This is a genomic window from Nocardioides caricicola, assembly GCF_039541135.1.
GTDB classification, from domain to species: Bacteria; Actinomycetota; Actinomycetes; order Propionibacteriales; family Nocardioidaceae; genus Nocardioides; species Nocardioides caricicola.
Map to the genome: position 1 here is coordinate 648,115 of NZ_BAABFQ010000003.1, position 26,566 is coordinate 674,680.

A 26,566-nucleotide genomic window follows, 5' to 3' on the forward strand; every position below is an offset into this window, starting at 1 on the left:
GCGTCCCCTCCCTGTCTCCTACAACCAGCGTCGTACGGCGTCGGCGAACGCGTCCCCGCGCTCGGCGTAGTTCGCGAACATGTCCATGGAGGCACATCCGGGAGCCAGCAGGACCGTGTCGCCGGGTCGGGCCAGGTCGGCCGCGGCGCCCACGACGCGCTCCATGACGGATCCACGTTCGTGCCCACCAGTCTCGTCGCCGTCGACGACGATGACCGGCACATCCGGCGCGTGTCGCGAAAGCGCAGCCGCGATCACGTCGCGGTCCTGGCCGAGGAGGACCACGCCGCGCAGCCGGCCGCGCACGGTCTGCACGAGGTCGTCGAACCGGGCGCCCTTGGCCAAACCGCCGGCGACCCAGACGACCGGGTCGTAGGCCTGCAGCGAGGACTGGGCGGCGTGGGGGTTGGTGGCCTTGGAGTCGTCGACCCAGGTGACCCCGTCGCGCTCCCCCACGACCGCGATCCGGTGACCGTCGGGGCGGAACGCACGCAGGCCGTCGCGGACCGCGGCCTGGGAGACACCGTGCGCCCGGGCCAGCGCCGCCGCGGCCAGCGCGTTCGCGACGAAGTGCGGCGCCGGCGAGGCGAGGTCCTCGAGCGTGCAGAGCTCCGCGGCGCTGGTGTCGCGCTGCTCGATGAACGCCCGGTCGGCGAGCAGGTCCTCGACCACGCCGAGCATGCCGACCGACGGCATGCCGAGCGTGAACCCGATCGCGCGGGCGCCCTCCTCGACGTCGGCCTCACGCACCAGCCGCTCGGTCTCCGGGTCGGCGACGTTGTAGACGCACGCGCGCTGCACGCGCTCGTAGATGCGGCCCTTGTCGGCGGCGTAGTCCTCCATGGAGTCGTACCAGTCGAGGTGGTCCTCGGCGATGTTGAGCACCGCGGCCGACTCGGCACTCATGGAGTAGGTGTAGTGCAGCTGGAAGCTCGAGAGCTCGACGGCGAACACGTCGTATGGCTCGGGGTCCATGACCGCCTCGACGATCGGCAGCCCGACGTTGCCGACCGCGATGCTGCGCAGCCCGGCGGCGCGCAGGATCGAGTCGAGCATCTGCACGGTCGTGGTCTTGCCGTTGGTGCCGGTCACGCACAGCCACGGGGTGTGGTGGTTCGGGTCGCGCAGCCGCCAGGCGAGCTCGACCTCCCCCCACACGGGTACGCCGCGCTCGCGCGCCTGGACGAGCAGCGGCGCGCTGGGCTTCCAGCCGGGCGAGGTCACGACCAGGTCGACGTCGTCGGGCAGCGTGGCGGTCTCGCCGGGCCCGAGGCGTACGTCGGCGCCGAGCACCCGGAGCAGGTCCGCCTTCTCGGCGCGGTCGCCGGCGTCGGACTCGTCGAGCGCGATCACGTGCGCACCGAGGTGGTTGAGGTTGTCGGCCGCGGCGAACCCGGACACGCCGAAGCCCGCGACGACGGCCCGGACGCCCGACCAGGAGTCGTGGCGACCGAGGAGCTCGACGTTCACAGCCGGGCGACCCATTCCGCGTAGAAGATGCCGAGGCCGGCGGCCACGCAGAGGCCGGTGATGATCCAGAAGCGGATCACGATCGTGACCTGCTCCCAGCCGAGCATCTCGAAGTGGTGGTGCAGGGGCGCCATCCGGAAGATCCGCTTGCCGCCGGTGACCTTGAAGTAGCCGACCTGCAGCATCACCGAGAGCGTCTCGACCAGGAACAGCCCGCCGAGGATGATCAGCAGCAGCTCGGTGCGGGTCAGGATCGCGAGCCCGGCGAGGGCGGCGCCGAGCGACAGGGACCCGGTGTCGCCCATGAAGATCGCCGCGGGCGAGGCGTTCCACCACAGGAAGCCGAAGCAGGCCCCGGTGATGGCGGCCGCCACGACCGCGAGGTCGAGCGGATCTCGGACGTTGTAGCAGAGGTCGTTCACCTCGGCGCCGCACGACTGGTTGTTCTGCCAGATGTTCACGAGCATGTAGGCGCCGAACACCATCACGCAGGCGCCCGTCGCCAGCCCGTCGAGACCGTCGGTGAGGTTCACGCCGTTGCTGGTCGCGACGATGATGAACCAGATCAGCAGCACCGCGAGGACCATCGGCAGCGCGAGCCAGTCGATCTCGCGCAGGAACGAGATCTTCTCCGAGGCGGGCGTGTCGCCGTCCGCGTCCTTGGCCCAGTCCGAGAGCGCGAGCACGCCGAAGATCAGCGCGATCACGGTCTGCCCGATCATCTTGGCCTTGCTGCGCAGGCCCAGGCTGCGTTGCTTGACGATCTTGATGTAGTCGTCGAGGAAGCCGACAGCGCCCATCCCGACGAACAGGAACAGCAGCAGCAGCGCGGACTTCGACGGCTCGGTCTGCGTGATGAGGTTCGCGCCGAGGTAACCGATCAGCGTGGCCAGGATGATGACCACGCCGCCCATCGTGGGCGTGCCGCGCTTGGTGTGATGGCTGGTGGGTCCGTCGTCGCGGATCTCCTGGCCGTAGCCCAGTCGCGTGAACTGGGTGATCGCGATGCGGGTTCCGAGCAGGGAGACCAGCAGGGCCAGGCCACCTCCGAACAGGATGGCTCTCATGGCGTGCTTCCGTCTCCCTCCGCTGTCGTGGACACCGACGCAGCATTCTCGCGCACCCGGGCCACTGCCCCTACGCACCTCGCCGTGAGGATCACCTCACCGATCATTCACCCACCCGCTCCGCCAGGGCCGCGAGCACGACGTCGCGGTCGTTGAAGGGATGTACGACGCCGTCGACCTCCTGGCCGGTCTCGTGGCCCTTGCCGGCGACGAGCACGATGTCGCCGGGCGCGGCGCGGCGTACCGCCTCCCGGATCGCCGCACCCCGGTCGCCGATCTCCTCGGCGTCGTCGCCCGGCGCGACACCGGCGAGCATCGCGGCGCGGATCGCCGCCGGGGCCTCGGTGCGCGGGTTGTCGTCGGTCACGATCAGCAGGTCGCTGAGGCGCGCGGCGATCTCGGCCATGATCGGCCGCTTGCCCGGGTCCCGGTCGCCGCCGGCGCCGAGCACGACGACCAGGCGACCGTCGGTGAGCGGCCGCAGCGCCTGCAGCGCGGCCTCGACGGCGTCCGGCTTGTGGGCGTAGTCGATGACGACCGTGAAGTCCTGCCCGGCGTCCACGCGCTCCATCCGGCCCGGCACTCCGCCGGAGGCCGCGATGCCGGCGGCGACGCCCTCGCCCAGGCCGGCCTCCACGCACGCCGCGATCGCGGCCAGGGTGTTGACGACGTTGAACGCACCGGGCAGCGGGCAGCTCGCAGCAATCGTCCGGCCGCCGGGCCCGTGCACGGTGAACGACGAGCGGTCGGGCTGCAGGGTGACGTCGGTGGCGCGCCAGTCGGCCTCGCGGCCCTCCGCGGAGAACGTCCGGACCGGCACGGTGGCCTCGGCCACGAGGCGGCGGCCGTGCTCGTCGTCGACGTTCACCAGACCGAGGCGGGCGCGCTGCGGGGTGAACAGCGACGCCTTGGCCTGGAAGTACTCCTCGACGTCCGCGTGGAAGTCCAGGTGGTCGCGCCCGAGGTTGAGGAACACCGCGACGTCGAAGACGACGCCGTCGACGCGGCCCATCACCAGCGCGTGGCTGGAGACCTCCATCGCGCACGCCTCGACGCCGCGTTCCCGCATCATCGCGAACAGCCCGTGCAGGTCCGGGGCCTCCGGCGTCGTCAGCGCGGTCTTCACGTCCTCACCCGCGACGCGGGTCCCGACGGTCCCGATCACCGCGGACCGTACGCCGGCCCGCTCGAGCCCACCCTCGGCGAGCCGGGTCGTGGTGGTCTTGCCCTGGGTGCCGGTCACGCCGATCATCCGCATCGAGGCGGCCGGGTCGCCGTACACCGTCGCGGCGAGCCGACCCAGGACCGACCGTGGGTGCTCCACCACCAGCAGGGGTACGCCGACCGGTGCGCGCTCGACGCCGGCCGGGTCGGTGAGGATCGCGACGGCGCCCGCGTCCACGGCGGTCGCCGCGAAGTCGATGCCGTGCGCCCGGGCGCCCGGCAGCGCGGCGTACAGGTCACCGGGTCGGATCCGCTGCGAGGACAGGGAGATCCCGGTGACCTCGACCCCGGTGCCCCCGGTCAGGTCCGTGCCCAACCACGCCGCGAGGGTCGCGAGCGGCGTCCGCGGCGGGTCCGTCGGTCGGGTCGAGTCGCTCACCACGCGAACCTACCGCCGGTGGCTCGTCACCACTCGACCGGGAGCCGCGACGGGCGGGTGCCGGTCGGCGGGACGGCGTAGCGCTTCAGCGCGTAGGCCATGATCTTCGAGAACGCCGGGCCGGCGACCGAGCCGCCACCGCCGCCGTTGCGCGGGTTCTTCACCACGACGTAGACCGTGAACTTGGGGTCGTCGGCCGGCGCGAACCCGGCGAACGAGACCGTGAACGTGCCGTCGTAGCAGGCGCACTCCTCGCCGACCGCCTGCGCCGTGCCGGTCTTGCCGGCGACCCGGTAGCCGGGCACCGCGGCGCCCGGCGCGACGCCGGCCTCGGGGTCGACGACCCGCTCCATCATCAGCATCGTCTGGCGCGCCGCCTCCTCGCTGATCACCCGTCGCTCGGTCGTGGTGTCGGTCCCGACCACGTCACCCTCGTCGGTGGTGGCCGAGCCCATGATCAGGCTCGGCGAGACGCGGACGCCGCCGTTGGCGATGGTGTTGACTGCGGCGGCCATCTGCACGCCGTTGACCGACAGCGACTGGCCGAACGCGATCCGGTCCTGCATCTGGTGCGTCCACTCCCCGGGCGCGGGCAGCAGGCCGTCGGTCTCGCCGCGGACGCCGATGTCGGTGCGCTGGCCGAGACCGAAGCGGCTGAGGTACTCGTGCAGCTGGCCGGCCTTGAAGTGGTCGGCCGCGAGCACCGTGCCGATGTTGGACGACTTCGCCAGCACGCCGGCGAGCGTGAGGCGGATCGTGCCGTGGTCGAACCAGTCGCCGATCGGGCTGTCCTCGCGCTGCAGGGAGGGCGGTACGACGAGCTGCGTGCGCGGCGTCATCAGGCCGAGGTCGATCAGCGCGCTGAGCGTGAGCACCTTCTCGACCGAGCCGGGCTCGTAGACGTCCTGCAGGGCGCGCGAGCCGAGGTCGGCCTTGGGCGACTCCGTCGGGAAGTTCGCGTCGAACGTCGGGTGGTCCGCCTCGGCGAGGATCTCGCCGGTCCGGGTGTCCATCACGACCGCGAAGCCGGAGTCACCGCCCGCCGCCTGCACGGTCTGGCGCAGCACCCGCTGCGTGTACCACTGCAGGTCGAGGTCGATCGTGGTCTGCAGGTCCTGCCCGTCCACCGGGTCGGTCACGGTGTTCTCGCCGAGCGGGATCCGGTTGCCGGCGCCGACCTCGTAGCGGGCCGAGCCGTCGGTCCCGGACAGCTGGTCGTCGAACGTGCGCTCCAGGCCCGCGAGCGGCTCGTCGGTGCCGAGGAAGCCGACCAGGTTGGCCGCGACGTCGCCCACCGGGTAGTCCCGCAGCGGGTCGTGCTGCGTGTAGAGGCCCTTGTACTTGGCCTTCTCGGCGGCCGCGATCACCTGGTTCGCCTTCGTGGCGGGCACCCGCCGGGCGATGTACTCGTACCGGCTGCCCTCCTCGCGGAGGCGGTTCAGCGTGGTCGCGTAGTCGACGTCGAGCTCGCGGTAGAGGAAGCGCGCGATCTCGGGCGCCTTCTCCGCCGTCATCAGCGGGTCGGCGACGATCATCAGCCCGTCGACGGAGTCGGCCAGCGCCTTGCCGTTGCGGTCCAGGATGTCGCCGCGCTCGGCGGGCAGGTCGACCTCGACCAGGCCCTCGGCGGCCGCCATCGCGGCGTAGGAGTTGGGGTCGACGCCCTGCAGCTGCACCAGCCGCGCGCCGAACACCGAGAGCACCATCGCGATCACCACGAAGCCGGCGCGCAGGCGCACCTGCGGCGTGCCACGGCGGGAGCCGCGGGGCGGGCGGGTCTGGCGCAACGGGCTCTCCGGTCTACTAGCGCTGGTGGTTCTGCTGGGACTGCTGGTGCTGTTGGTTCTTCCTACCGTCTCGGGCGCCGTTCGCGGCGTCACCCGCGGCCGTGTCGGCGGAGTCGTCCCGCGTGACCACCGGGTCGGCGGTCACCTCGACGACGTTCGGGGCGGGGTTGAGCTCGGGGGGCAGCTTCGGCTCGGCCGGCCAGATCGGGAACGGGCTGGCGACGGCGGGACACGGCTCACCGACGACCTCGCCGCTGCCGAGCTTGATGAACGCGGGTGCGCAGGCCTGCACCATGCCGAGCCGCTGCGCGGCGCCGGCGATGCGCTGCGGGTCGCGCAGCCGGTCGAGCTCCATCTCCAGCATCTGCTGGCGGGCGGCCAGGGTCGTCGACTGGCCCTCCAGCGCGGTCGCCGCGAACGACGCCTGCTGCATGGAGGTGTTGAACAGCAGCAGCCCGACGACGCCACCGACGAGCACCATCGACACCAGGGCCACGAACGGCATCCGCGCCGCGCGGGTACGCCGGCGCGGGACGACGGTGAGCCGCGCCCGCTCGAACGCCTCCTCGGCGATCCGCGGGACCCTCGACCGGATCTGGGGCACTGGACTGCTCATGCTGCCTCCCTCACGCGTTCCACCGCGCGCAGCCGGACCGAGGCGGCGCGTGGGTTCTCCGAGATCTCGTCGGGGTCTGCCTTCTCCGCGCCGCGGGTCACGAGGCGGAGCGCCGGCTCGTGCCCCTCCGGCACGAACGGCAGGTCGTCGGGCACGTCGAGCCGGGTCGCGGCGACGAACGCCTGCTTGACCAGCCGGTCCTCGAGCGAGTGGTACGACTCGACCACCACGCGGCCGCCGACGCCGATCGCGTCGATCGCCGCGGGGATCGCCCGGCGCAGCACCGCGAGCTCGTCGTTGACCTCCATCCGCAGCGCCTGGAACGTGCGCTTCGCGGGGTGGCCGCCGGTGCGCCGGGCCGGCGCGGGGATCTCGGCGTACAGCAGCTCGACCAGGCGGCCGGAGCGCGTGAACGGCTCCTTCTCCCGCTCGCGGACGATCGCGGTGGCGATCTTGCGGGCGAACTTCTCCTCGCCGTACTCGCGCAGCACCCGGGTCAGCTCCCGGACGTCGTAGGTGTTGAGCACGTCGGCGGCGGTGCGACCGGTGCTGCCGTCCATCCGCATGTCCAGCGGGGCGTCCTCGGCGTAGGCGAAGCCGCGCTCGCGCACGTCGAGCTGCATCGAGGAGACGCCGAGGTCGAACAGCACGGCGCCGACCGACGTCAGCCCGAGGGTCTCGAGCACCTCCGGGATCTCGTCGTACACCGCGTGCACCCCGGTGAAGCGGTCGCCGTACGGCGCCAGCCGCTCGCGGGCCATCGCCAGCGCCTGCGGGTCGCGGTCGATGCCGACGACGCGCGCCGTGCCGATCCGCTCCAGGACCGCCTCGCTGTGGCCGCCGAGACCGAGCGTGCAGTCGACGAGCACGGCGCCGTCGGGCTCGAGCGCAGGCGCCAGGAGGGCGACGACCCGGTCGAGGAGCACCGGGACGTGGGAGGGGGTGGGCATCGGCTCAGGCCTGCCGTGCCAGCACGGCGAGGAGCAGGAAGCAGACGGCGACTCCGAGCGAGGTCGCGGCCGAGAACGCCATCAGCGCCGCGGCCTCGCGGGCCTGGTGGCGCACGCGTGGAGCCGTCGGCTCCTCCGCCAGGGTAGGCGGCGCTGCGGAGATGCTGCTCATGGTCTCGACCCTCGATGTCGTGCAGTACTGCCGTATGGGGGAAGCAGTCCCGCCCGACCAGGTCCCCGCCCGCTCCCTGGGGAAGTGCCATCTGGAACCGGGGAAGGTGCCCCAGATGGGCGACGGGAGCGGGCAAGAGCCTCGTCCTGCGGAACTGTGCAGTTGGTGGTGCTCGGGTGGTGCTCAGGTGGTGCTGGGTGGTGCGGGCTGCTCGTCGAGCTCGGCGAACTTCGCCTGGGCGCCGGCCGAGTACTCGCGCCAGCGGGCCGGGTCCCAGATCTCGATCCGGTCCATGACGCCGATCACGACCACGTCGCGCTCCAGCGCGGCGTACTCACGCAGCGGGGCCGGGATGCCGATCCGGCCCTGCTTGTCGAGCGAGCCCTCGTCGGCGCCGGCGAAGAGCACGCGGGCGTAGTCACGCGCCCCCCGCACCGTCATCGGCGTGGACTGGGCGCGCCGGGCCTCCTCCATGAAGACGTCCGTGGGCCACACGACCAGGCAGTTCTCCTGACCTTGGGTCACCACGAGCCCCTCCGCGAGTCGGTCCCTGAACTTCGCCGGGAGGAACAGGCGGCCCTTCTCGTCGAGCTTCGGGGTGTAGGTGCCCATGAAGAACATCGAGCACCTCCGCTCCCCTGACCCGGCTGCCCGGACCCTCTTCCTCCACTGCGCTCCACTTTACGCCACTTTGCACCACCGTCAACCACTTCGAGCGTGTTGCCGGCGCGGATTCCCGCCGGCTGGCCGGTACGTCGGCGCCCGGGACGGCCGCAGGGGTCCCCGGCTCGGCCGCGTTTGCGCAGGTCAGCGGCCTGCGGCGGGTCGGTGATGCGGGGGTGGGGCGCCGGGTGGGGAGCGGTGGGGGGAATGGTGGGGAGCGGCGGCCGGACCGGCCGTCGCAACCAAACCGTGACCCGGCGAGTCCGATCCGACGTCAGCCGCGGAACGTAGGTTTCTCCGACACGACTACGGTTGGATCAGACGTGGCGTGGGTCACCCCGCGCACTTGGGGCAGGGAAGGGACGGACGTGGGAACAGAACCGGGGGGCGCCGACCTCCAGACGCTGGCGCGGGTGGCCGGCCGGGTCCGCGCGAACATCGAGCAGGTCATCGAGGGCAAGCCCGACGTCGTGAACTCCGCGATCGTCGTGCTGCTCGCCGAGGGCCACCTCCTCATCGAGGACGTGCCCGGGGTCGGCAAGACCATGCTCAGCAAGTCGCTGGCGCGCAGCATCGACAGCACGGTCCGCCGGATCCAGTTCACGCCGGACCTGCTGCCCTCGGACGTGACCGGGGTGTCGGTGTTCAACCAGAACACCCGCGAGTTCGAGTTCCGCCCCGGCGGCGTCTTCGCGAACATCGTGGTCGGTGACGAGATCAACCGCGCCTCGCCCAAGACCCAGTCCGCGCTGCTCGAGTGCATGGAGGAGCGCCAGGTCACCGTCGACAACACGACGTACCAGCTCGAGTCGCCGTTCATGGTGATCGCGACCCAGAACCCGATCGAGATGGAGGGCACCTACGCCCTCCCCGAGGCGCAGCGCGACCGCTTCATGGCGCGGGTGTCGGTCGGCTACCCGGTCGAGGCCGCGGAGATCGCGATGCTCGACTCCCACACCGGCAAGAACCCGCTCGACGACCTCGAGCCGGTGACCGACGCGGCCGAGATCCGCAAGCTCATCGGCATCGTGGGACAGGTCTTCGTCTCCCCCGCCGTCCAGCGCTACGCGGTGGCGATCACCGGGGCCACGCGCCGCACCGAGGAGCTCACCCTGGGCGCCTCTCCGCGCGCGACGCTGCACCTGGTGCGCGCCGCCAAGGCGGCGGCGGCGCTCGACGGGCGTGACTACGTGCTGCCCGACGACGTGCTTCAGCTGGCCCGCTCCGTGCTCGCCCACCGGCTGCTGCCGAGCGTCGAGGCCGCGATGAGCGGTCGCTCGACGATGTCGATCCTCGACGCGCTGCTGAGCACCGTCCCGGTGCCCGACAGCGCTGCGCGCTGACGGGGGTACGTCGTGAGGGAGGCACTCGCCGGGCTCACCGTCCGCGGGCGCGCGTTCCTGGCGGCCGGGATCACCGCGGTCACCTGCGCGATCGTGCTCGACCAGCCCGAGCTCAGCCGCGTCGGCGTCCTGATCGTGGCGCTGCCGCTGCTCACCGCCTGGGTCGTGGGCCGCAACCGCTACCGGCTCGCGCTGGTGCGCACGGTCACCCCCCAGCTGGTCGCAGCCGGCCAGCCGGCCCGGGTGACGCTGGCGCTGAGCAACGAGGGCCGCACCCCGAACGGCGTGCTGCTGCTCGAGGACCACGTGCCCTACGTGCTGGGCACCCGGCCCAGGTTCGTCGTCGAGGGGATCGGCTCGGGCTGGCGCGAGAGCGTGAGCTACCAGGTGCGTTCCGACGTGCGCGGGCACTTCGAGATCGGTCCGATGTCGGTGCGCGTCACCGACCCCTTCGGGCTGGTCGAGCTGGGCCGCACGTTCCGCACCACGGTGCCGCTCACCGTCACCCCGCGCACCGTCACGCTCCCCCAGATCCCGCTCGGCGGGGCCTGGACCGGATCGGGCGACAACCGGCCGCGCGCGTTCGCCACCGGCAGCGCCGAGGACGTCACCGTCCGCGAGTACCGCCAGGGCGACGACCTGCGGCGGGTGCACTGGCGCAGCTCGGCACGCGTGGGCGAGCTGATGGTGCGGCGCGAGGAGCAGCCCTGGCAGTCGCGCGCGACGCTGTTCCTGGACAACCGGGCCGTCGCCCATCGCGGCCAGGGCATCGCCTCCTCGCTCGAGGCCGCGGTCTCGGCCGCGGCGTCGATCGCCGTGCACCTGAGCCACCGCGGGTTCGCCGTACGCCTGGTCACCGCGACCGGCGAGGACCCCTCCAGCTCCTGGCACCTGCGCGACACCGACCTCAACACCGGCCCGCTGCTCGAGGCCCTGGCCGTCGTGCAGGCCGCCCAGCAGCGCCAGCTCGACACCGCCTGGATGACCGAGGGCACCCACGGCGGTCTGACCGTCGCGGTCTTCGGTGCCGTCGCGCCGACCGACCTGCCGGTGCTGCGCCGGATGCAGCACCAGGCGGGTTCCGCGCTCGCCATCGCCCTCGACGTGGCGGCGTGGACCGGCGCTCCCGCGGGCGCCGGCGCGACCCAGCTCCTCGGCCAGGTGGGGTGGCGCACCGCCGCCCTCGGCCCTCGCGACCGGTTCGACCAGGTCTGGCAGGAGCTCGGGCACACCAGCGCCCACAGCTCGCGCGGCCTGCGCGCCCCGCAGGTGACCGGATGAGCCGGCACCGCGGCAGTCTCGCCGCCCACGCCCTGCTCGCCGGCACCGCCGCCGGCACCACCTGGATCGCCATGTACGCCTGGCGCGGCTTCGCCGAGACGCCGGGCGGCTTCCTCAACCCGCTGCTGCTGCTCGCGATGGTCGTCGCCGGCATCGGCGTGGCCACCCGCTGGTGGCGCTGGCCCGGGCCGGCGGTCTTCGCGACCCAGGTCGTCGGGTCCGCCCTGGTGGCCTGCCTGCTGATCACCGGCTCGCCGCTCCCGGTCGGCAGTGGCTGGACCGAGCTGCAGAACGCCGTCAGCCAGGCGATCGACTCCGCCCAGGGCTACCCCGCGCCGGTGCCCGACGAGGTGCCGCCGATCGACCCGGTCCTCATCCTCTGCGGCCTGGCCTGCCTGCTCCTGGTCGACCTGCTCGCGTGCACCCTGCGCCGGGTTCCGCTGGCCGGCCTGCCGCTGCTGACGATCTACAGCATCCCGGTCAGCCTGGTCGACGCGAGCATCACCTGGTGGGTCTTCGCGGTGACCGCGGCCGGCTTCCTGACGATGCTGTTCCTCCAGGAGAGCGACCAGGTCAGCCGGTGGGGCCGCCCCCTGGGCGTGGACCGCGAGACCGGCGACCCGATCGCGTTCGGCGCCGGCGCCCACGTCGTACGCGGCACCGCCGGGACCGTCGGCGGCGTCGCGACCGCACTGGCGGTGCTCGTGCCGGCGCTGATCCCGACCGTCGGCCTGCACGTGGTCGACTTCGGCCCCGGCAACGGCGGCGGCGACGAGATCACCATCAAGAACCCCACGACCGACCTGGTCCGCGACTTCAAGTCCGGCGAGGACCAGCCGCTGATCCGGTTCACCACGACCGACCCCGATCCGTCGTACCTGCGGATCCTGGCGCTGACCCGCTTCAGCGACGTGGAGTGGAGCCCCGGCGACCGCGACGTCCCCAGCGACAACGTGGCCAACGGCCTGATGCCGCCGCCCGAGGGCGTGGCCGCCGAGGTGAGCCGCGTCGAGGTGCCCTACGACGTGACCGTGCTGCCGGAGTTCGACTCGCTGTGGCTGCCGACGCAGTACCCCGCGAGCCGGGTCCAGGCCGACGGCGACTGGCGCTACGACTCCGAGACCATGGACTTCCTGGCCGTCCCCGACGACCTCACCACCTCCGGGCTGCACTACACGATGAGCGGGGTCGACCTCGAGATCACCGCGGAGCGGCTCGCGGACTCCGGCCCCGCCGCCGGCAAGGTCTCCGACACGTTCACGGAGGTGCCCGACGACGTCCCGCCGATCGTGCGCGAGCTCGCCGTCGAGGTCACCGCCGACGAGAAGTCCCAGTTCGACAAGGCGGTCGCGCTGCAGGACTGGTTCCGCGAGGACGGCGGGTTCGAGTACTCCCTCGACACCGCCGAAGGCAGCGGGTACGACGCGCTGGTCACCTTCCTCACCGACGGTCCGAACGGACGCACCGGCTACTGCGAGCAGTTCGCCTCGGCGATGGCCGTGATGGCGCGGCTGATCGGGATCCCCGCGCGGGTCGCGGTCGGCTTCTTGAACCCCACGCCCGCCGGGTCGAACACCTGGGTCTACAGCACCAACGACCTGCACGCCTGGCCGGAGCTCTACTTCGACGGCGCGGGCTGGGTGCGCTTCGAGCCGACCCCGGCCGGCCGCGCGGCCGACGTGCCCTCCTACACCCAGCAGGGGGCCGTGGCCGAGCCCGAGCCGGAGCCGAGCGCGCCGGCGAGCTCGTCCAACGTCGCCGTGCCGAGCAACCGCCCGACCGAGAGCCAGGACACCACGGCGAGCAGCTCGACCGACGACGAGTCGCTCGCGGCGTCGTACTGGCTGCCCGCCCTGGGCGTCGTGCTGGCCGTCGCGCTGGTCGTGCTCGCGCTGCTGCTCCCCCGCCTGCTGCGGGCCCGGCGCCGCGAGCGGCGGCTGCACGACGCCGACCCGGAGCAGGTGTGGGCCGAGCTGCGCGACACCGCGATCGACCTCGGCGTCGCCTGGCCGACGGGCCGCTCGCCGCGGGTGACCCGTGATGCCCTGGTCCACCACCTCGGCCTGCCGATCACCCCGACCACGCCCGACCGTCCGCCGCACGGTCCGGAGATCGCGCCGGAGGGCGTCGCCGCGCTCGACCGGATCGTGGGCGCCCTGGAGCGGCAGCGCTACTCGCGCCCGGGCAGCGAGCAGCGGATCGCGCTGCGCGCCGACGCCGAGACGTGCGTGGCGAGCCTGACCGGCGGCGCCACCCGAGCGGCCCGCCGGCGGGCGAGCTGGTGGCCGCGCTCGGTGGTCGCCGTCCGCGGCGGCTCCGCCCCGGTCACGCCGACCACCGTCGAGGCGCGGTACGGCGGGGTCGTCGACCAGATGAACTAGGTGGCCGGGGGTCGAGTGCCCAGGAACCCCGGCCGAAATGCGTACGACCCGCCTCCAGGGGCGGGTCGTACGGCGATGCGCGTGGGTTGAGGACTACCAGCCGCCCTCTTCGCGGCGTCGGCGCCAGCGGTCCTCCATGCGGTCCATGAAGGAGCCGTGGGAGGCGGTGCGACGCGGGCGACGGGTGCGGCCGGCGCGGCCACCGTCGATGACGGTGAAGGAACCATGGCTGGGGTGCCCGGAGGCGCGGGGGTCCGCAGCGGCCGAGCCGTGCGGTCCGCGCATCGCGGTGAGCGCGATCGTGGCCGAGGCCAGCATGATCACGAACCCGACGACACCGACCGCGGTGATGCTCGCGACCGCGCCGGTCATCAACACGACGACACCGAGCACGAAGCAGGCACCCGCGATGATCGCGCGACGGCGGGCGGCGCGCCGGAACGCGGTGCCACGCAGCGTCGAGGCGAGCTTGGGGTCTTCCTCGACGAGGGCTCGCTCCATCTGCTCGAGCAGTCGGAGCTCCTCTTCGGAGAGTGGCACCGTTCCTCCTCCAACAGGGTCAACGCCGGCGACTGGCGTCCGGCTCCTGCCAGTCTAGGCAGCGACCCGGCCTCACGGTAGGCGGGATCGGGAAATTCGTCCTGACTCGTGACCCTCAGCGCGCCAGCACGTGCAGCTGGGCCGCCAGCGGCCGGAACTCGGGACGCTCGGACACGGCCTCCTCCAGCTCGACCAGCGCCGCGGTCGCACCGGGCTCCAGGTCGAGCAGCGAGCCGGGCACGAGGTCGGCGAAGATCCGTACGCCGTGCACGGTCGTCACCTCGAAACCGGCCCCCGCGAGCAGCTCGGCGACCTCGACGTCGGTGAACCGGTGCCCGGGCCGGCCACCCCCGGCCGCGGGGTCGTCGAGCAGCGCGCGCGCCTGGGCGAAGTGCCCCGCCATCGCCCGCGCCACGACCGCGGCGTGCCGCTGCGCGACCAGCAGGCTGAGGGTCCCGCCCGGGCGCAGCACCGAGCGGATCGTGGCCAGGGCCGCGGCAGGGTCGTCGACGACCTCCAGGACACCGTGGCAGAGCACCACGTCGGCGCTGTCGGCACCCGAGACGTCGAGCAGCGTCGAGAGGTCACCCTGCTGCCCGGCGACCGCGACACCGGACTCCCGGGCCCGGCGGGCCAGCGCCGCGAGCGCGTCGGGGCTCGGGTCGACCACGGTCACCTGGTGGCCGAGCTCGGCGACGCGGACCGCGAAGCCGCCGGTGCCGCCACCGATGTCGAGCACGTCGCCGGCGCCGTCGAGGACCGGACGCAGGGCCTGCCAGACCACCGAGGTCCGCGCCGCGCTGCGCCGTTCGCTGGGTCGCTCCATGGACGCAACCCTAGTGGGAGCGCGCCGCTCAGCCCGCGCGGACGACCGGGATGCGCTCCTGGTGCGACGCATGCGGCACCAGGCCCAGGCTGCGCTCGACCACCGCGAGGAAGCGGTCCGCGTCGCGGACGAGGTCGTCGGCCTCCCGCTCGGTGACGGCACGGGTCGAGCCGGCCTCGGCGGCCGCGCGCTTGCTCGCCCCCGCCGCGAAGAACCGCGCCCACTCGTCCATCTCGGGCGCGACCTCCGCGAGCAGCACCCAGGCGTTGCGCTGGGAGCGCCGCCGGGCCGACTCCGGCCGGGCCCGCGCCGCGAGCAGCGCGGCGGCGGCGCGCAGCGCCGCGACGTGGGCACAGGCGTAGCGGGTCGGGACCTCGGTCGCGGAGATCGCCTCGCTCAGCGACTCCGCGGCCCGGGCGAGGTAGGCGTGGGTGGTGGCGGGAAGGGCGTACGGGTTCATGGGCAACCTCTCCGTCACGGGGCGAGACCCCGGCGGAGGCGAGGGTCGAGTCGCCCCGCCGGGGATTGTTCGAACATCTGTTCGAACAATCCCAAGGTACACCCCTCCACCGACCGGCCGTCAAGGCCTGCCGGGCACGTGGGTCAGACGGTGATCTCCTCGCGGCACCAGGTGCGCGTGTCCTTGTGCACCAGGCAGCCGACGGCGGCCAGGGTCGCCACGAGGGTCAGCCCGCAGAGCACGGAGAACAGGGTCGGCGGCTCGGTGCGCAGCACGGCCAGGATCCCCACCGCCATGAGGAGGAACAGCGCGACGATCGACCGGCGCGCCCAGTTGTGGCCCTCCCGGAAGAACATCAGCAGCACCCACATGAGCAGGGCCACGACGGCCCACATGACGAGGGCGACCGGCACGAACGCCGGCTGCTCGATCGAGCTCGAGTCGTCGCGCCCGGCCCGCCAGGCGGCCAGCACCTCGTCGCGGTAGGCGATGGTCAGCACCGCCGAGATCCCACTCAGCACCAGCACTGCGATGGTCAGCCAGATCGACGCCGTCGCCGCCGTCGGTCGCTGCGCGCTCATCCGCGCTCCTCTCCCTGTCCGGAGACCCCTCCGGAGAACATAGGGTCTCGCACTATGACTGCCGAGCATCCCTCGATCACCCGGTTTCGAGACGACCACCAGAGTCGCGGCGGCACCGGTCAGGTCGTGATCCTGCCCGACTCCGTGCACACCGCGGCACTCGCCGCGGAGGCGCTGGGCTGTGAGGTCGGGGCGATCGCCAACAGCCTGGTGTTCGACGCGGACGGTTCGCCGGTGCTCATTCTGACGTCAGGCGCCCACCGGGTCGACACCGCCAAGCTCGCCGCCGACCTCGGGGTGACGAACCTCAAGCGGGCCAAGCCCGAGTTCGTGCGCGAGCACACCGGGCAGGTGATCGGCGGCGTGTCCCCGATCGGGCACCCGGCGCCGGTGCCGACGTACCTGGACACCTGGCTGCGCCGGTACGACGTCGTGTGGGCGGCGGCCGGGCACCCGGCGGCGGTGTTCTCCACGACGTTCGACGAGCTCGCGCGGATGACGGGCGCACCCGAGATCGCGGTCGAGTGATGGGGATCGCGTAGATGGCCGGCGTCGTCGTCATCGGCGGCGGGTTCGGCGGCATGGCGGCTGCGGCCCGGCTGGCGAAGCTCGGCCACGACGTCACTCTCGTCGAGCGCACCGCGTCGCTCGGCGGCGCGCTGTCGACGGTGAGCGAGGACGGGTTCACCTGGGACGCGGGCCCGTCGTACACGCTGCTGCCGGCCGTGGTGCGCGACCTGTTCCGCAAGTCCGGCCGGCCGCTGGAGCGAGAGCTCGACCTGGTGCCGCTCGACCTGGTGCGCGAGCACCGGTTCGAGGACGGCACGTCCCTGCGGCTGCCGCACGGACGGGCCGCGCAGCTGGCGGCGTTCGACGAGCTCGGCGCCGGGCTCGGGCGCCGGTGGGTGGACCACGTGGCGTCGTACGCCGACGACTGGGAGGTGCTGCGCCGCGGCTACCTGGAGAACCCGTGGGACCCGGCCGCGGCGCCGGCGCTGCTCGACAGCCGGGAGACGCTGTTCAAGCGGCTGAAGCGCACGTTCAAGGACGAGCGGCTGCGGCTCGTGGCCGGCCACCCGCTGGTCGCCGGCGGCCACGACCTGCGCAACGTCCCGGCCTGGCTCGGGACCACGGCGTACGTCGAGCAGCGGTTCGGGGCGTGGACGGTCGAGGGCGGCCTCGCCCGGCTCGGCGAGGTCCTCGGGGCCCGGCTGGCGACGCGCAAGGTGACCGTGCTGACCGAGACCTCCGCGACGGACCTGGTCGTGCGCTCCGGCCGGGTCGCGGCGGTGTCGACGACCGCGGGCGAGCTGGCCGCCGACGTCGTGGTGTGCGCGGTCGACCCGCGTGGACTGCCGGCGCTGGCACCGTACGTCCACAAGACGATGCCCGCGATCCCGCCGGTGGTGGTGCACGTCGGGCTGTCCGGGGAGGCGCCAGACCTCCCCCACGAGCTCGTCCTGCACGGCGACCCGATGCTGGTCGTGCGCCGGCAGGGCAACGCGCTGACCGTGCACGGGCGCGGCAAGCTGTCCGAGGACATCCTGCGCGCGCTCGCGCGGCACAAGATCGACGTCCGCGCGCAGGTGGTGACACGCGTCGACCGCAGCCCGCGTGCGCAGGTCGAGCACTGGGGCAGCTCGCCGATGGGCGTGCTGTGGCAGGGCCGCGGCACCGTGCGCCAGCGGCTCGGGCCACGCACCCCGATCGCGGGCGTGTACGCCGCCGGCGCGCACGCGACGCCCGGGGCGGGGCTGCCGTTCGTCGGCCTGTCGGCCGCGCTGGTCGCCGCCGAGGTCGGTCCGGCCGGCTAGACCGCCATGTTGAGCGCCGCGAAGATCTCGCGCGTCGCCTTGGAGCGGTTCAGCGTGTAGAAGTGCAGGCCCGGCGCGCCGCCGGCGAGCAGCTCCTCGCAGAGCTCGGCGGCCAGCTCGATGCCGGCGGCCCGCATCGCGACCGGGTCGCCGTCGTGCGCGGAGATCCGCGCCACGACCTCGGCCGGCACGTCGGTGCCGATGAGCTCGCCCTGGCGACGGATGTTCGCGAGGTTCAGGATCGGCATGATGCCCGGCAGGATCGGCATGTCCACGCCGCGCGCTCGCACCCGGTCGACGAGCGCGAAGTAGTCCGCGGACCGGAAGAACATCTGCGTGACCGCGAACTCCGCGCCCGCGTGCGCCTTCGCGACCAGCACGTCCGCGTCGTGGTCGAGCGACTCCGCCGACGGGTGGCCCTCGGGGAAGGCGGCGACACCGATGCTGAAGTCACCACGCCCGCGGGCCAGCTCGACGAGCTCGACGGCGTGGGTGAGGCCGCCGTCGGTCGGCGTCCACTCCGCGCGCGGACCCTCGCTCGGGTCACCGCGCAGCACCATCACGTTGCCGATCCCGGCTGCGCCGTACGCGTCGAGGACGGTCTCGAGCTCCGCGCGGGTGTGGCCCACGCAGGTCAGGTGCGCCATCGCGGTCATCGAGGTCTCGGCGGCGATCCGGCTGGTGACGCGCACCGTCGTGTCGCGCGTGGAGCCGCCGGCGCCGTACGTCACGGAGACGAACGTCGGGCGGAACGGCTCGAGCTCGCGGATCGCCTGCCACAGCTGCTCCTCGCCGGCCGCGTCCTTCGGCGGGAAGAACTCGAACGAGAAGGAGCGCTCGCCCTGGCGGACGAGGTCCCCGATCCGCCGTGCGCTCTCGTTCCCCATGCGCCACAGTCTAGGTTCGGGCCCGGCCGTCGCCGGGATGTGTCCAGTGGCTAGTCTCGACGCCGTGACGAGCGGTTGGGACAGCGCCGCGTTCCGTGCCGGCGTCCAGGCCGCACTCGACGCGTTCATCGACGAGCAGGCCGCCACCCTGGCCCCGCTCGGCGGCGACGCGTCCCGGCTGGTGCGCGAGGCGCGTACGTCGGTCTCGGGTGGGAAGCGGTTCCGCGCCGCGTTCTGCTACTGGGGACACCGCGCCGTGCGCCCCTCACCCGCCGACGAGGCCGCCCTGGTGCGTGCGTGCGCGTCGCTCGAGCTGCTGCACGCCAGCGCGCTGGTCCACGACGACTACATGGACGCCTCCGACACCCGGCGCGGCCGCCCGGCCACGCACCGGCAGTTCGAGGGCGAGCACCGTGACGCCGGCTGGCGCGGCGACCCGGAGCAGTACGGCGCCGCCGCGGCGATCCTGCTGGGCGACCTGCTGCTGAGCTGGGCCGACGAGCTGCTGCGGCGCTGCGGACTGCCGTTCGCCGAGGTCGCTCCCGCGCTCGAGGTGTTCGACCGGTGCCGCTCCGAGGTGATCGCGGGGCAGTTCCTCGACGTGTCCGTCCAGGCCCGCGGCCGCGCCGACGTCGAGACCGCGATGACCGTGCTGCGCTACAAGTCCGCGAAGTACTCCATCGAGCGGCCGCTGCACATCGGTGCCGCGCTGGCCGGCGCCCCGGCCGAGACGATGGCGCAGCTGTCGTCGTTCGGGCTGCCGCTCGGCGAGGCGTTCCAGCTGCGCGACGACCTGCTCGGCGTGTTCGGCGACCCCGCGACCACCGGCAAGCCGGCCGGCGACGACCTCATCGAGGGCAAGCGCACCGTGCTGGTGGCGCTCGCCCTGGACACCGCCTCCCCCGCCGACGCCGCGCTCCTCGACCGCTCGCTCGGCACCGACCTGTCCGAGGAGCAGGTGGCGGTGCTGCGCGAGATCATCGACGCCTCCGGCGCCCACGCCCAGGTCGAGGCCGTGATCGGCGAGCTCGGCGACCACGCCCTCACCGCGCTCGACAAGGCCGACCTCGACGACGCGGCGCGCGGGGTGCTGCGCGAGCTCGCCTCGGCCGCGACCCAGCGGGTCGTCTGACCGACGGCCTAGAGCGACATCGCCTGGGCGCGGCGCTTGGCCTCGCTGCCCCGGTTCTCGCGCAGCGCGTCGATCGGGCGGCCAGGCAGGTCGTCGTCGGTGTAGAGCCAGGCGATGCACTCGCGGTCGTCGTACCGGCCGTCGTGCAGGATCGTGAGCAGGCCCGGCAGGCCCTTGACCACCAGGCCGTCCTGGATGAACAGCGCGGGGATCTGCTGCCCCGCGCCCGGGATCGGCACCGCGGCGGCGAGCTCGTGCTCGCGGATCATCGTGCGCACCTTCGCGACCGTCACGCCCAGCTGGCGGGCGGCCTCGGCCCAGTCGATCCACTCCGGGACCAGGGTGGCGAGGTCGGCGTCGGCGAGTCTGGGTTCGTTCATGGCACCAGTTTCGCACCGTCACCACGTGGTCCGCGCCACGCCGGGGACGCCTCAGCGCCGTACACGCTCCGGACGTCCGTACGATTGAGGCTCCGGATCCTTCCCCATCCGGTTCGCAGGAGGGTCGCAGTGCAGCCAGGTCGACAGTCGGACGGGCACGCCCAGGTGGGCACCGACGGCGCCGGCGACCCCATGGTCGGCCGACTCCTGGACGGTCGCTACCGGATCGGGGCCCGCATCGCGCGCGGCGGCATGGCCAGTGTGTACGAGGCCACCGACATGCGCCTGGACCGCACGGTCGCGGTCAAGGTCATGCACGCCGGCCTGGGCGACGACGACGAGTTCGCGGCCCGGTTCGTGCGCGAGGCGCGCGCAGCGGCGCGGCTCTCCCACCCCAACGTGGTCGCGGTCTTCGACCAGGGCACCGACGGCGACGCGGTCTTCCTCGCGATGGAGCTCGTCGACGGCCACACGCTGCGCGACGTGATCCGCAAGGAGGCGCCGATGCCGCCGGCGAAGGCGCTGGCGCTGCTCGAGCCGGTGCTCTCCGCGCTCGCCGCCGCACACCGGGCCGGCCTCATCCACCGCGACGTGAAGCCCGAGAACGTCCTCATCGCCACCGATCCGAGCTCCGGGACGAGCCGCATCAAGGTCGCCGACTTCGGCCTGGCCCGCGCGGTCAGCGCGGAGACCCAGCACACCGCCACCGGTGGCGTGCTGATCGGCACCGTCTCCTACCTCGCCCCCGAGCTCGTCGTCGACGGTCGCGCCGACGCGCGCGCGGACGTGTACGCCGCGGGCGTCGTGCTCTACGAGCTGCTCACCGGCGCCAAGCCGCACGAGGGCGAGTCGCCGATCCAGGTCGCGTACAAGCACGTCCACGAGGACGTGCCGCCGCCGTCGCTGCTGGTCCCCGGGATCCCGGCGTACGTCGACGCGCTGGTAGCCCGCGCGACCGCGCGCGACCGGTCCCAGCGCCCGGCCGACGCCGCCGTCCTCCTCCACCAGGTGCACCGGGTCAGCCAGGCGCTCGGCGAGGGCGTCGTGGACGACCCCGACCTGACGTCCGACCTGACCCCGCTGGTGACCCAGTTCCGCGACGACACGACCGAGGTGCCGGTGGAGGTCGTGGAGCCGACCACGTTCCTCCAGACCACGCCGCCTCCCCCGCCGGTGCCCGCGCAGAAGAGGACGACGCCCCCGCCGCGGCCGCGCCGTCGCCGGCGCGGGCTCCTCGCGACGATCCTCGCCGTGCTGCTCGTCGCCGGCCTGGGCGTGGGCGCCTGGTGGTTCCTCGACGGGCGCTACACCAGCACCCCAGGCGTCCTCGGCATGACCAAGGCGGCCGCCGAGGCCGAGCTCGCCGACGCCGGCCTCGAGGCCGAGTGGGGCGACCGGGCGTACTCCGAGACGGTCCCGGCGGGCCGCGTGATCAGCACCGACCCGGAGCCGGGCGCGCAGGTCGTGGACGGCGGCACGGTCACGGTCGTGCTGTCGCTGGGCAAGGAGCGCTACGACGTACCCCGCCTGCGCGGCATGACCGAGGACGAGGCCCAGGACGCGCTCGCCGACACCAACCTCGCGTTCGGCACGACCACCGAGAGCTGGTCGGACGTCGTGCCCAAGGGCGAGGTCATCACCAGCGACCCCAAGGCCGGCACGACGCTCAAGCCGGACACCGCGGTGGACCTGGTGATCAGCAAGGGTCCGAAGCCGGTGAAGCTCAAGGACTGGGTCGGCAAGCCGGTCGACAACGCGCTGGCGTGGCTCGAGGCGAAGGGCCTGACCGGGAAGGTGTCGGACGAGGAGTACTCCGACACCGTGCCGGAGGGCTCGGTCATCTCCATGGACCCGCCGGCCGGCACCACGCTCACCCGTGGCGACGAGGTGTCGTTCGTCGTCTCCCAGGGACCCGAGCTGATCGAGGTGCCGTCGGTGCGGGCGCAGGGCGTGGAGGCCGCGACCGAGACCCTCCAGGACCTGGGCTTCGAGGTCGTGACCGAGGAGGCCCCCGGCTACCTGGGCCTGGGCTTCGTGTTCTCCCAGTCGCCCGGCGGCGGCGAGCGGGTGCCGATCGGCTCGACGATCACCCTGAGCATCATCTGAGGTCAGCCGCTCGGTAGGTTGTCGCGGTGCGCAACCCGATCGGAACCCATGTCCTGGTCGGCAAGGGCCTCGTCGACGGTGCCGTCGCGAACGCCGACCTGGTCGGCTGCGAGACGTTCCAGGTCTTCGTCGGCAACCCGCGCGGCTGGGCGCTGTCCGAGGGCAAGCCGGACGAGGACGCGCGCTTCCGCGACCTCATGGCCGAGCGCGGCACCCGCACCTTCATCCACGCGCCGTACCTCGTGAACCTCGGCTCGCCGACGCCCGCGACGTACGAGAACTCGGTGGCGTCCGTCGCGCACAACCTCAAGCGGGCCGCGCAGATCGGTGCCGAGGGCGTCGTCGTCCACACCGGTTCGTACGTCGGCGCCGTGGACGACACGAAGGCGATGAAGCAGGTCCGCGAGGCGCTGCTGCCGCTGCTGGAGCTGGTCGAGGACGACGCCGCACCGTGGCTGCTGCTGGAGCCGACCGCCGGGCAGGGTCGGTCGCTGTGCGCGGGGGTCGAGGACCTCGAGCCCTACCTGGCCGCGCTCGACTTCCACCCGAAGGCCGGGATCTGCCTGGACACCTGCCACGTGTTCGCCGCCGGCGCACCGCTCGACGAGCCCGGTGGTGCGACAGCGACGGTCGACCGGGTCGTCGAGATCGGCGGACCCGGGCGGTTGCGGCTGATCCACGCCAACGACTCCATGGACGTCCGCGGCGCGTTCAAGGACCGGCACCAGCGCATCGGCGAGGGGCACATCGGCGAGGCGGCCTTCCGCGAGCTGTTCGCGCACCCGGCCACCGACGGCGTGCCGTTCATCCTCGAGACCCCGGACTCCCGCGACGCCGACACCCGCGACATCCCGCTGCTGAAGCGGCTGCGCGATGGGTGAGCGCCGTACCTCTCTGGTCGCCACGCTCGTCCTCATCGGCATCACCGCCTGCTGGGGCTCGACGTTCTTCCTCATCCACGACCTGCTCGACCGGATCCCCACGCTCGACTTCCTCGCGGTGCGCTTCACGATCGCCGGCCTGCTGCTCCTGGTCGTCGCACCGCGTGCCGTCCTCCGGCTCTCGGCGTCCGCACGCCGCCAGGCGGTCGTGCTCGGCGGGCTCTACGGCGTCGCGCAGATCCTGCAGACCGCCGGCCTGGCACACACCCCCGCCAGTGTCTCCGGCTTCATCACCGGGATGTACGTCGTCGCGACTCCGCTGTTCGCCGCGGTCCTGCTGCGCAACAAGATCACGGGCACGACCTGGGCCGCCGTGCTGCTCGCGTTCGCCGGCCTCGCCGTGCTCACCCTCGACGGCTTCTCGATCGGGTACGGCGAGGCGCTGACGTTCGTCGCCGCGATGCTCTACGCGCTGCACATCGTCGGGCTCGGCGCGTGGTCCAACGCGCGCGACGCGCTCGGCCTGGCGATCCTCCAGGTGGTGATGGTCGCCGTGATCTGCCTGGTCGCCAGCGCACCGGGCGGGATCGTGCTGCCGGACAACCGCCAGGACTGGCTGGCGGTCGTCTACATGGCAGTGTTCCCAGCGGCGCTGGCGCTGCTCGGGCAGACCTGGGCGCAGGCCCACCTCTCCGCCACGCGCACCGCGATCGTGATGAGCATGGAGCCGGTGTTCGCGGCGTTCTTCGCGGTGCTGCTCGGCGGGGAGTCGTTCACGTTGCGCATGGCCACGGGTGGCGCGATGGTGCTCGCCGCGATGTTGCTCGTCGAGGTCGGGCCGCGCCGCAAGATCGAGGGCGAGGTCCCCCACATCGCCGTCTGAGGGACGGTCCGAGCGACCCGTGCCCTTTGGTCCTAGTACCCACCGTTTCGGTCCGCCGGGCCGCTTCCTCGTCCTAGCGTGGGGTTGATCGATCACGACGGTCATGTCCCCCACGGCGTGAGCGATCGGGTGGGCTCGTCGCCCTCGTCCCCAGCGCAGCGGTGGACGATGGCGGCGAACCCCCCACGCTCTAGTCTTGGCTCCCGACGAGACGGTCGTGAGGGAGAGCGATGACGTACTGCACGAGCTGCGGGCACGAGCTCGGCGTCGGACGGTTCTGCACGAACTGCGGCCACCCGGTCGACTGGGGCGGCACCGACACCGCCGAGCGACCGTCGGTCGCCAACCCGCCGCCGGCCCGGTTCCCGCTGTACGCCGACGAGCCCGAGCCGACTCCCCCGTCGCGGCGTAGCGGCCCCTGGGTCGCGTGGCTCGTCGTCGGCGTCGTGCTGGTCCTGGTCGCCGGCGTCGGCTTCTGGCTGCTGACCCAGGGCGACGGTGACGACGACACGACCGCGAGCACCCCGACGGCCGCCGCGACCGAGGAGCCGGCGCCGAGTGCCGAGCAGTCCGAGACCGCGGCCCCCGTGACGCAGCCCGGCGAGCTGGCGCCGGACGCCGAGGTGGAGGTGCCGGCAACCGACCCGCCGGGCCAGGACGTCTCGGGCAACCCGGTCACGTTCGCCGCTACGAACATGCTCGACGGCGCCTTCGAGACGTGCTGGCGGATGCCCGGCGACGGCACCGGCGAGGAGATCGTCGTGACGCTGCCCGGGGCGACCCGCCTGCGCAGCGTCGGGATGGTCAACGGCTACGCGAAGACCGCGCAGGACGCGCGGGGCCGCGAGCTGGACTGGTACCACGGCAACCGACGGGTCCTCAGCGCCGAGTGGGTCTTCGACGACGGCTCCAGCCTGGTGCAGGACTTCGACGACACCACCGAGATGCAGAGCGTCGACGTCGACGTGACCACGACGACGATCACCATCCGGCTGCTCGAGGTGTCGCCGCCGGGCACCGGTCCGGCCGGCCGCGACTACACGGCGATCAGCGAGCTCTCGCTCGTCGGACGCTGATGACCCGCCTCCTCGCCCTCCTCACCGTCGCCGTGCTGGCGCTGGCGGGGTGCGGCGCGGACGAGCCGGAGCAGCAGCGCCCGGTGCTGCTGCTGCCCGGGTACGGCGGCAGCACGGCCGACCTGATGGACCTGGCCGACGCGCTCGAGGCTGAGGGTCGTACGGCGGTGCTCGTGCCGCTCGCGTCGGCCGGGACCGACGACCTGCGCGACCAGGTCGAGCTCGTGGCGGCCGCCGCTGACGGCGAGTCCGTGGACGTCGTCGGCTTCTCGGCCGGTGGTCTCGTCGCGCGACTCTGGGTGGCCGACGGCGGCGACGCGCACCGGGTCGTCACGCTCGCCACGCCCCACCACGGAACCGACCTCGTGCTCGGGGTCGAGAACTGCCCGCCGGCCTGCCAGCAGCTCGGCCCGGACAGCGACGTGATCACCGAGCTCAACGCCGGCGACGAGACGCCGGACGGCACCGAGTGGACGACGATCTGGTCCGAGCTCGACGACGCCGTGCAGCCTCCCGAGTCTGCCCAGCTCGAGGGCGCGCAGGACGTCCTGGTCCAAGACGTCTGCCCCGGTCTGGCGATCACCCACGCGGACACCCCGGGCGACCCGGCCGTGATCGCGATGGTCCTCGACGTGCTCGCCGGGGACGAGCCCGACGTCGACTGCTAGAGGCGACCGAGGACCGCGGCGGCCTTCTCGGCGTCGTCGCGGGTCACGTCGAGGTGGGTGACCATGCGGACCGCGGTCGGACCGACGGTCGCGACCGCAACGCCCTCCGCGTGTGCCGCGGCCACGAACTCGGCCGCGTCGGAGCGGTCCACGACCACGATGTTCGTGTCGACGCTCGCGGGGTCGACGCCGCAGGCCTCGGCCAGCAGCCGCGCGTGCGCGTGGTCGTCGGCGAGTCGCTCGACGTGGTGGTCGAGCGCGTGCAGCCCGGCGGCTGCGAGGATCCCGACCTGCCGCATGCCGCCGCCCATCCGCTTGCGCCACACGCGCGCCTCGGCAACCGCGTCACTGCTGCCCACCAGCACCGAGCCGATCGGCGCGCCGAGTCCCTTCGACAGGCAGACCGACAGCACGTCCGCGACCGCGCCGTACTCCTCGAACGGCGTGCCGGTGGCGACGTGCGCGTTCCAGATCCGGGCGCCGTCGAGGTGGATGCCGGCGCCGACGCCGGTCGCGAACTCGCGGAGGTCGCGCAGGTCCTGGAGCGGCAGCACCGCGCCGCCGGCGAAGTTGTGGGTGTTCTCGACCGAGATCGCCGCGGTCGGGACGAAGAACGGCCCCATGTCCGGCGCGAACAGGCTGCGGATCGTGGGCAGGTCGACCTGGCCGCGCGGGTCGATCCAGGTGCGCATCGTGATCCCGCTGTACGCGCCGTGCGCGCCCAGCTCGGCGCGGGCGATGTGCGCCCGGGACTCACACAGCACCTCCTGGCCGGGCGCGACCAGCGAGCGCACGGCGAGCACGTTGCCCATCGACCCGGTCGGCACGAACAGCGCCGCCTCGTGGCCGAACATCGCGGCGACCCGCTCCTCGAGCCGGGCGGCGGTCGGGTCCTCGCCGTACACGTCGTCGCCGACCTCGGCGCTCGCCATCGCGGCACGCATCGCCTCGGTCGGCCGGGTCAGGGTGTCACTGCGCAGGTCGATCACGCGGCCATCC

26 protein-coding genes and 1 pseudogene are annotated in these 26,566 nt (G+C 73.1%); 12 read left to right on the forward strand and 15 right to left on the reverse strand.

Annotated elements, in window-relative coordinates:
• Nucleotides 1-18 precede the first annotated feature (18 nt).
• The 8 genes from murD to mraZ all read right to left on the reverse strand — a co-directional run bounded on the left by murD (nt 19) and on the right by mraZ (nt 8,286).
• Complete coding sequence (gene murD / locus ABD875_RS04895) at nt 19-1,485, reverse strand: UDP-N-acetylmuramoyl-L-alanine--D-glutamate ligase (protein ID WP_345171784.1); 1,467 nt, start codon at nt 1,483-1,485, stop codon at nt 19-21.
• Complete coding sequence (gene mraY / locus ABD875_RS04900; protein WP_345171786.1) at nt 1,467-2,537, reverse strand: phospho-N-acetylmuramoyl-pentapeptide-transferase; 1,071 nt, start codon at nt 2,535-2,537, stop codon at nt 1,467-1,469. The genes murD and mraY overlap by 19 nt, the downstream gene beginning before the upstream one ends.
• 103 nt (nt 2,538-2,640) lie before the next feature.
• Nucleotides 2,641-4,140: a UDP-N-acetylmuramoyl-L-alanyl-D-glutamate--2,6-diaminopimelate ligase gene (locus tag ABD875_RS04905; RefSeq protein ID WP_465263181.1), complete on the reverse strand. Its 1,500-nt coding sequence runs from the start codon at nt 4,138-4,140 to the stop codon at nt 2,641-2,643.
• Between the two features lie 26 nt (nt 4,141-4,166).
• Nucleotides 4,167-5,927, reverse strand: a complete 1,761-nt coding sequence (locus tag ABD875_RS04910) for a peptidoglycan D,D-transpeptidase FtsI family protein (protein WP_345171788.1) — start codon at nt 5,925-5,927, stop codon at nt 4,167-4,169.
• Between the two features lie 16 nt (nt 5,928-5,943).
• On the reverse strand, nt 5,944-6,543 hold the full coding sequence (gene ftsL / locus ABD875_RS04915; protein WP_345171789.1) for a cell division protein FtsL: 600 nt from the start codon (nt 6,541-6,543) through the stop codon (nt 5,944-5,946).
• Nucleotides 6,540-7,493 carry a 16S rRNA (cytosine(1402)-N(4))-methyltransferase RsmH gene (rsmH, locus tag ABD875_RS04920; RefSeq protein ID WP_345171791.1) on the reverse strand — a complete coding sequence of 318 codons (954 nt, stop codon included), beginning with the start codon at nt 7,491-7,493 and terminating at the stop codon, nt 6,540-6,542. The genes ftsL and rsmH overlap by 4 nt, the downstream gene beginning before the upstream one ends.
• 4 nt (nt 7,494-7,497) lie before the next feature.
• On the reverse strand, nt 7,498-7,665 hold the full coding sequence (locus tag ABD875_RS04925; protein ID WP_345171793.1) for a hypothetical protein: 168 nt from the start codon (nt 7,663-7,665) through the stop codon (nt 7,498-7,500).
• A gap of 183 nt (nt 7,666-7,848) precedes the next feature.
• Nucleotides 7,849-8,286 (reverse strand): division/cell wall cluster transcriptional repressor MraZ, encoded by a 438-nt coding sequence (mraZ, locus tag ABD875_RS04930; RefSeq protein WP_345171795.1) that lies wholly within the window; start codon nt 8,284-8,286, stop codon nt 7,849-7,851.
• Between the two features lie 410 nt (nt 8,287-8,696).
• Between mraZ and ABD875_RS04935 the strand changes: the two genes are divergently transcribed.
• The 3 genes from ABD875_RS04935 to ABD875_RS04945 are packed head-to-tail and all read left to right on the forward strand — an operon-like array spanning nt 8,697 to nt 13,333.
• On the forward strand, nt 8,697-9,671 hold the full coding sequence (locus ABD875_RS04935) for an AAA family ATPase (protein ID WP_345171797.1): 975 nt from the start codon (nt 8,697-8,699) through the stop codon (nt 9,669-9,671).
• A gap of 12 nt (nt 9,672-9,683) precedes the next feature.
• Nucleotides 9,684-10,952 carry a DUF58 domain-containing protein gene (locus ABD875_RS04940; protein ID WP_345171799.1) on the forward strand — a complete coding sequence of 423 codons (1,269 nt, stop codon included), beginning with the start codon at nt 9,684-9,686 and terminating at the stop codon, nt 10,950-10,952.
• Entirely contained in the window at nt 10,949-13,333 is a 2,385-nt protein-coding gene (locus tag ABD875_RS04945) for a transglutaminase TgpA family protein (RefSeq protein WP_345171801.1), read from the forward strand. Before ABD875_RS04940 ends, ABD875_RS04945 begins: the two co-directional genes overlap by 4 nt.
• A gap of 93 nt (nt 13,334-13,426) precedes the next feature.
• Here the strand turns inward: ABD875_RS04945 and ABD875_RS04950 are convergent, their stop codons facing one another.
• From ABD875_RS04950 to ABD875_RS04965, 4 genes are all read right to left on the reverse strand, one after another.
• The gene (locus ABD875_RS04950) at nt 13,427-13,873 is read right to left on the reverse strand and encodes a DUF3040 domain-containing protein (RefSeq protein ID WP_345171803.1); all 447 of its coding nucleotides are present in this window, start codon (nt 13,871-13,873) and stop codon (nt 13,427-13,429) included.
• Nucleotides 13,874-13,988: 115 nt separating this feature from the next.
• Complete coding sequence (locus tag ABD875_RS04955; RefSeq protein WP_345171805.1) at nt 13,989-14,699, reverse strand: methyltransferase domain-containing protein; 711 nt, start codon at nt 14,697-14,699, stop codon at nt 13,989-13,991.
• Nucleotides 14,700-14,727: 28 nt separating this feature from the next.
• A complete protein-coding gene (locus ABD875_RS04960; RefSeq protein WP_345171807.1) occupies nt 14,728-15,159 on the reverse strand; it encodes an SAV_6107 family HEPN domain-containing protein in 432 nt (143 codons plus the stop codon).
• 143 nt (nt 15,160-15,302) lie between these two features.
• On the reverse strand, nt 15,303-15,740 hold the full coding sequence (locus ABD875_RS04965) for a hypothetical protein (RefSeq protein WP_345171809.1): 438 nt from the start codon (nt 15,738-15,740) through the stop codon (nt 15,303-15,305).
• Nucleotides 15,741-15,794: 54 nt separating this feature from the next.
• On the opposite strand from ABD875_RS04965, the gene ABD875_RS04970 reads away from it, so the two are divergent.
• Both ABD875_RS04970 and ABD875_RS04975 read left to right on the forward strand, forming a co-directional pair.
• Entirely contained in the window at nt 15,795-16,268 is a 474-nt protein-coding gene (locus ABD875_RS04970; RefSeq protein ID WP_345171811.1) for a YbaK/EbsC family protein, read from the forward strand.
• Between the two features lie 14 nt (nt 16,269-16,282).
• Nucleotides 16,283-17,554, forward strand: a complete 1,272-nt coding sequence (locus ABD875_RS04975; RefSeq protein ID WP_345171813.1) for a phytoene desaturase family protein — start codon at nt 16,283-16,285, stop codon at nt 17,552-17,554.
• Here the strand turns inward: ABD875_RS04975 and metF are convergent.
• A complete protein-coding gene (gene metF, locus ABD875_RS04980) occupies nt 17,551-18,441 on the reverse strand; it encodes a methylenetetrahydrofolate reductase [NAD(P)H] (protein WP_345171815.1) in 891 nt (296 codons plus the stop codon). The genes ABD875_RS04975 and metF overlap by 4 nt on opposite strands.
• A gap of 64 nt (nt 18,442-18,505) precedes the next feature.
• Here metF and ABD875_RS04985 point away from each other — a divergent pair, with 64 nt between their 5' ends.
• Nucleotides 18,506-19,573, forward strand: coding sequence for a polyprenyl synthetase family protein (locus ABD875_RS04985; protein ID WP_345171817.1), 1,068 nt, complete (start codon nt 18,506-18,508; stop codon nt 19,571-19,573).
• An 8-nt stretch (nt 19,574-19,581) separates the two neighbouring features.
• Here the strand turns inward: ABD875_RS04985 and ABD875_RS04990 are convergent, their stop codons facing one another.
• Entirely contained in the window at nt 19,582-19,953 is a 372-nt protein-coding gene (locus ABD875_RS04990; RefSeq protein WP_345171818.1) for an Rv2175c family DNA-binding protein, read from the reverse strand.
• A 192-nt stretch (nt 19,954-20,145) separates the two neighbouring features.
• Between ABD875_RS04990 and pknB the strand changes: the two are divergent.
• From pknB to ABD875_RS05015, 6 genes and pseudogenes are all read left to right on the forward strand, one after another.
• A pseudogene (gene pknB, locus ABD875_RS04995) lies at nt 20,146-21,849 on the forward strand (Stk1 family PASTA domain-containing Ser/Thr kinase); the annotation flags it as partial.
• Between the two features lie 30 nt (nt 21,850-21,879).
• Complete coding sequence (locus tag ABD875_RS22595; RefSeq protein ID WP_417614420.1) at nt 21,880-22,059, forward strand: PASTA domain-containing protein; 180 nt, start codon at nt 21,880-21,882, stop codon at nt 22,057-22,059.
• Nucleotides 22,060-22,085: 26 nt separating this feature from the next.
• Nucleotides 22,086-22,940: a deoxyribonuclease IV gene (locus ABD875_RS05000; RefSeq protein WP_345171821.1), complete on the forward strand. Its 855-nt coding sequence runs from the start codon at nt 22,086-22,088 to the stop codon at nt 22,938-22,940.
• Nucleotides 22,933-23,823, forward strand: a complete 891-nt coding sequence (locus ABD875_RS05005) for a DMT family transporter (protein WP_345171823.1) — start codon at nt 22,933-22,935, stop codon at nt 23,821-23,823. The genes ABD875_RS05000 and ABD875_RS05005 overlap by 8 nt, the downstream gene beginning before the upstream one ends.
• A 230-nt stretch (nt 23,824-24,053) precedes the next feature.
• Nucleotides 24,054-24,899 carry an NADase-type glycan-binding domain-containing protein gene (locus ABD875_RS05010; RefSeq protein ID WP_345171824.1) on the forward strand — a complete coding sequence of 282 codons (846 nt, stop codon included), beginning with the start codon at nt 24,054-24,056 and terminating at the stop codon, nt 24,897-24,899.
• Nucleotides 24,899-25,567 (forward strand): esterase/lipase family protein, encoded by a 669-nt coding sequence (locus ABD875_RS05015; RefSeq protein WP_345171826.1) that lies wholly within the window; start codon nt 24,899-24,901, stop codon nt 25,565-25,567. The genes ABD875_RS05010 and ABD875_RS05015 overlap by 1 nt, the downstream gene beginning before the upstream one ends.
• Here the strand turns inward: ABD875_RS05015 and ABD875_RS05020 are convergent.
• Nucleotides 25,564-26,556 carry a threonine aldolase family protein gene (locus ABD875_RS05020; protein ID WP_345171828.1) on the reverse strand — a complete coding sequence of 331 codons (993 nt, stop codon included), beginning with the start codon at nt 26,554-26,556 and terminating at the stop codon, nt 25,564-25,566. The two genes, ABD875_RS05015 and ABD875_RS05020, sit on opposite strands and share 4 nt — an antisense overlap.
• Between the last annotated feature and the right edge of the window lie 10 nt (nt 26,557-26,566).

Excerpts from the sequence above, each read along its gene's own strand:
- murD (WP_345171784.1), bottom strand. The coding sequence starts at position 1,485 with ATGGGTCGCCCGGCTGTGAACGTCGAGCTCCTCGGTCGCCACGACTCC.
- mraY (WP_345171786.1), bottom strand. The coding sequence starts at position 2,537 with ATGAGAGCCATCCTGTTCGGAGGTGGCCTGGCCCTGCTGGTCTCCCTG.
- ftsL (WP_345171789.1), bottom strand. The coding sequence starts at position 6,543 with ATGAGCAGTCCAGTGCCCCAGATCCGGTCGAGGGTCCCGCGGATCGCC.
- rsmH (WP_345171791.1), bottom strand. The coding sequence starts at position 7,493 with ATGCCCACCCCCTCCCACGTCCCGGTGCTCCTCGACCGGGTCGTCGCC.
- ABD875_RS04925 (WP_345171793.1), bottom strand. The coding sequence starts at position 7,665 with ATGAGCAGCATCTCCGCAGCGCCGCCTACCCTGGCGGAGGAGCCGACG.
- mraZ (WP_345171795.1), bottom strand. The coding sequence starts at position 8,286 with ATGTTCTTCATGGGCACCTACACCCCGAAGCTCGACGAGAAGGGCCGC.
- ABD875_RS04945 (WP_345171801.1), top strand. The coding sequence starts at position 10,949 with ATGAGCCGGCACCGCGGCAGTCTCGCCGCCCACGCCCTGCTCGCCGGC.
- ABD875_RS04955 (WP_345171805.1), bottom strand. The coding sequence starts at position 14,699 with ATGGAGCGACCCAGCGAACGGCGCAGCGCGGCGCGGACCTCGGTGGTC.
- ABD875_RS04960 (WP_345171807.1), bottom strand. The coding sequence starts at position 15,159 with ATGAACCCGTACGCCCTTCCCGCCACCACCCACGCCTACCTCGCCCGG.
- ABD875_RS04965 (WP_345171809.1), bottom strand. The coding sequence starts at position 15,740 with ATGAGCGCGCAGCGACCGACGGCGGCGACGGCGTCGATCTGGCTGACC.
- ABD875_RS04970 (WP_345171811.1), top strand. The coding sequence starts at position 15,795 with ATGACTGCCGAGCATCCCTCGATCACCCGGTTTCGAGACGACCACCAG.
- ABD875_RS04975 (WP_345171813.1), top strand. The coding sequence starts at position 16,283 with ATGGCCGGCGTCGTCGTCATCGGCGGCGGGTTCGGCGGCATGGCGGCT.
- metF (WP_345171815.1), bottom strand. The coding sequence starts at position 18,441 with ATGGGGAACGAGAGCGCACGGCGGATCGGGGACCTCGTCCGCCAGGGC.
- ABD875_RS04990 (WP_345171818.1), bottom strand. The coding sequence starts at position 19,953 with ATGAACGAACCCAGACTCGCCGACGCCGACCTCGCCACCCTGGTCCCG.
- ABD875_RS05005 (WP_345171823.1), top strand. The coding sequence starts at position 22,933 with ATGGGTGAGCGCCGTACCTCTCTGGTCGCCACGCTCGTCCTCATCGGC.
- ABD875_RS05010 (WP_345171824.1), top strand. The coding sequence starts at position 24,054 with ATGACGTACTGCACGAGCTGCGGGCACGAGCTCGGCGTCGGACGGTTC.
- ABD875_RS05015 (WP_345171826.1), top strand. The coding sequence starts at position 24,899 with ATGACCCGCCTCCTCGCCCTCCTCACCGTCGCCGTGCTGGCGCTGGCG.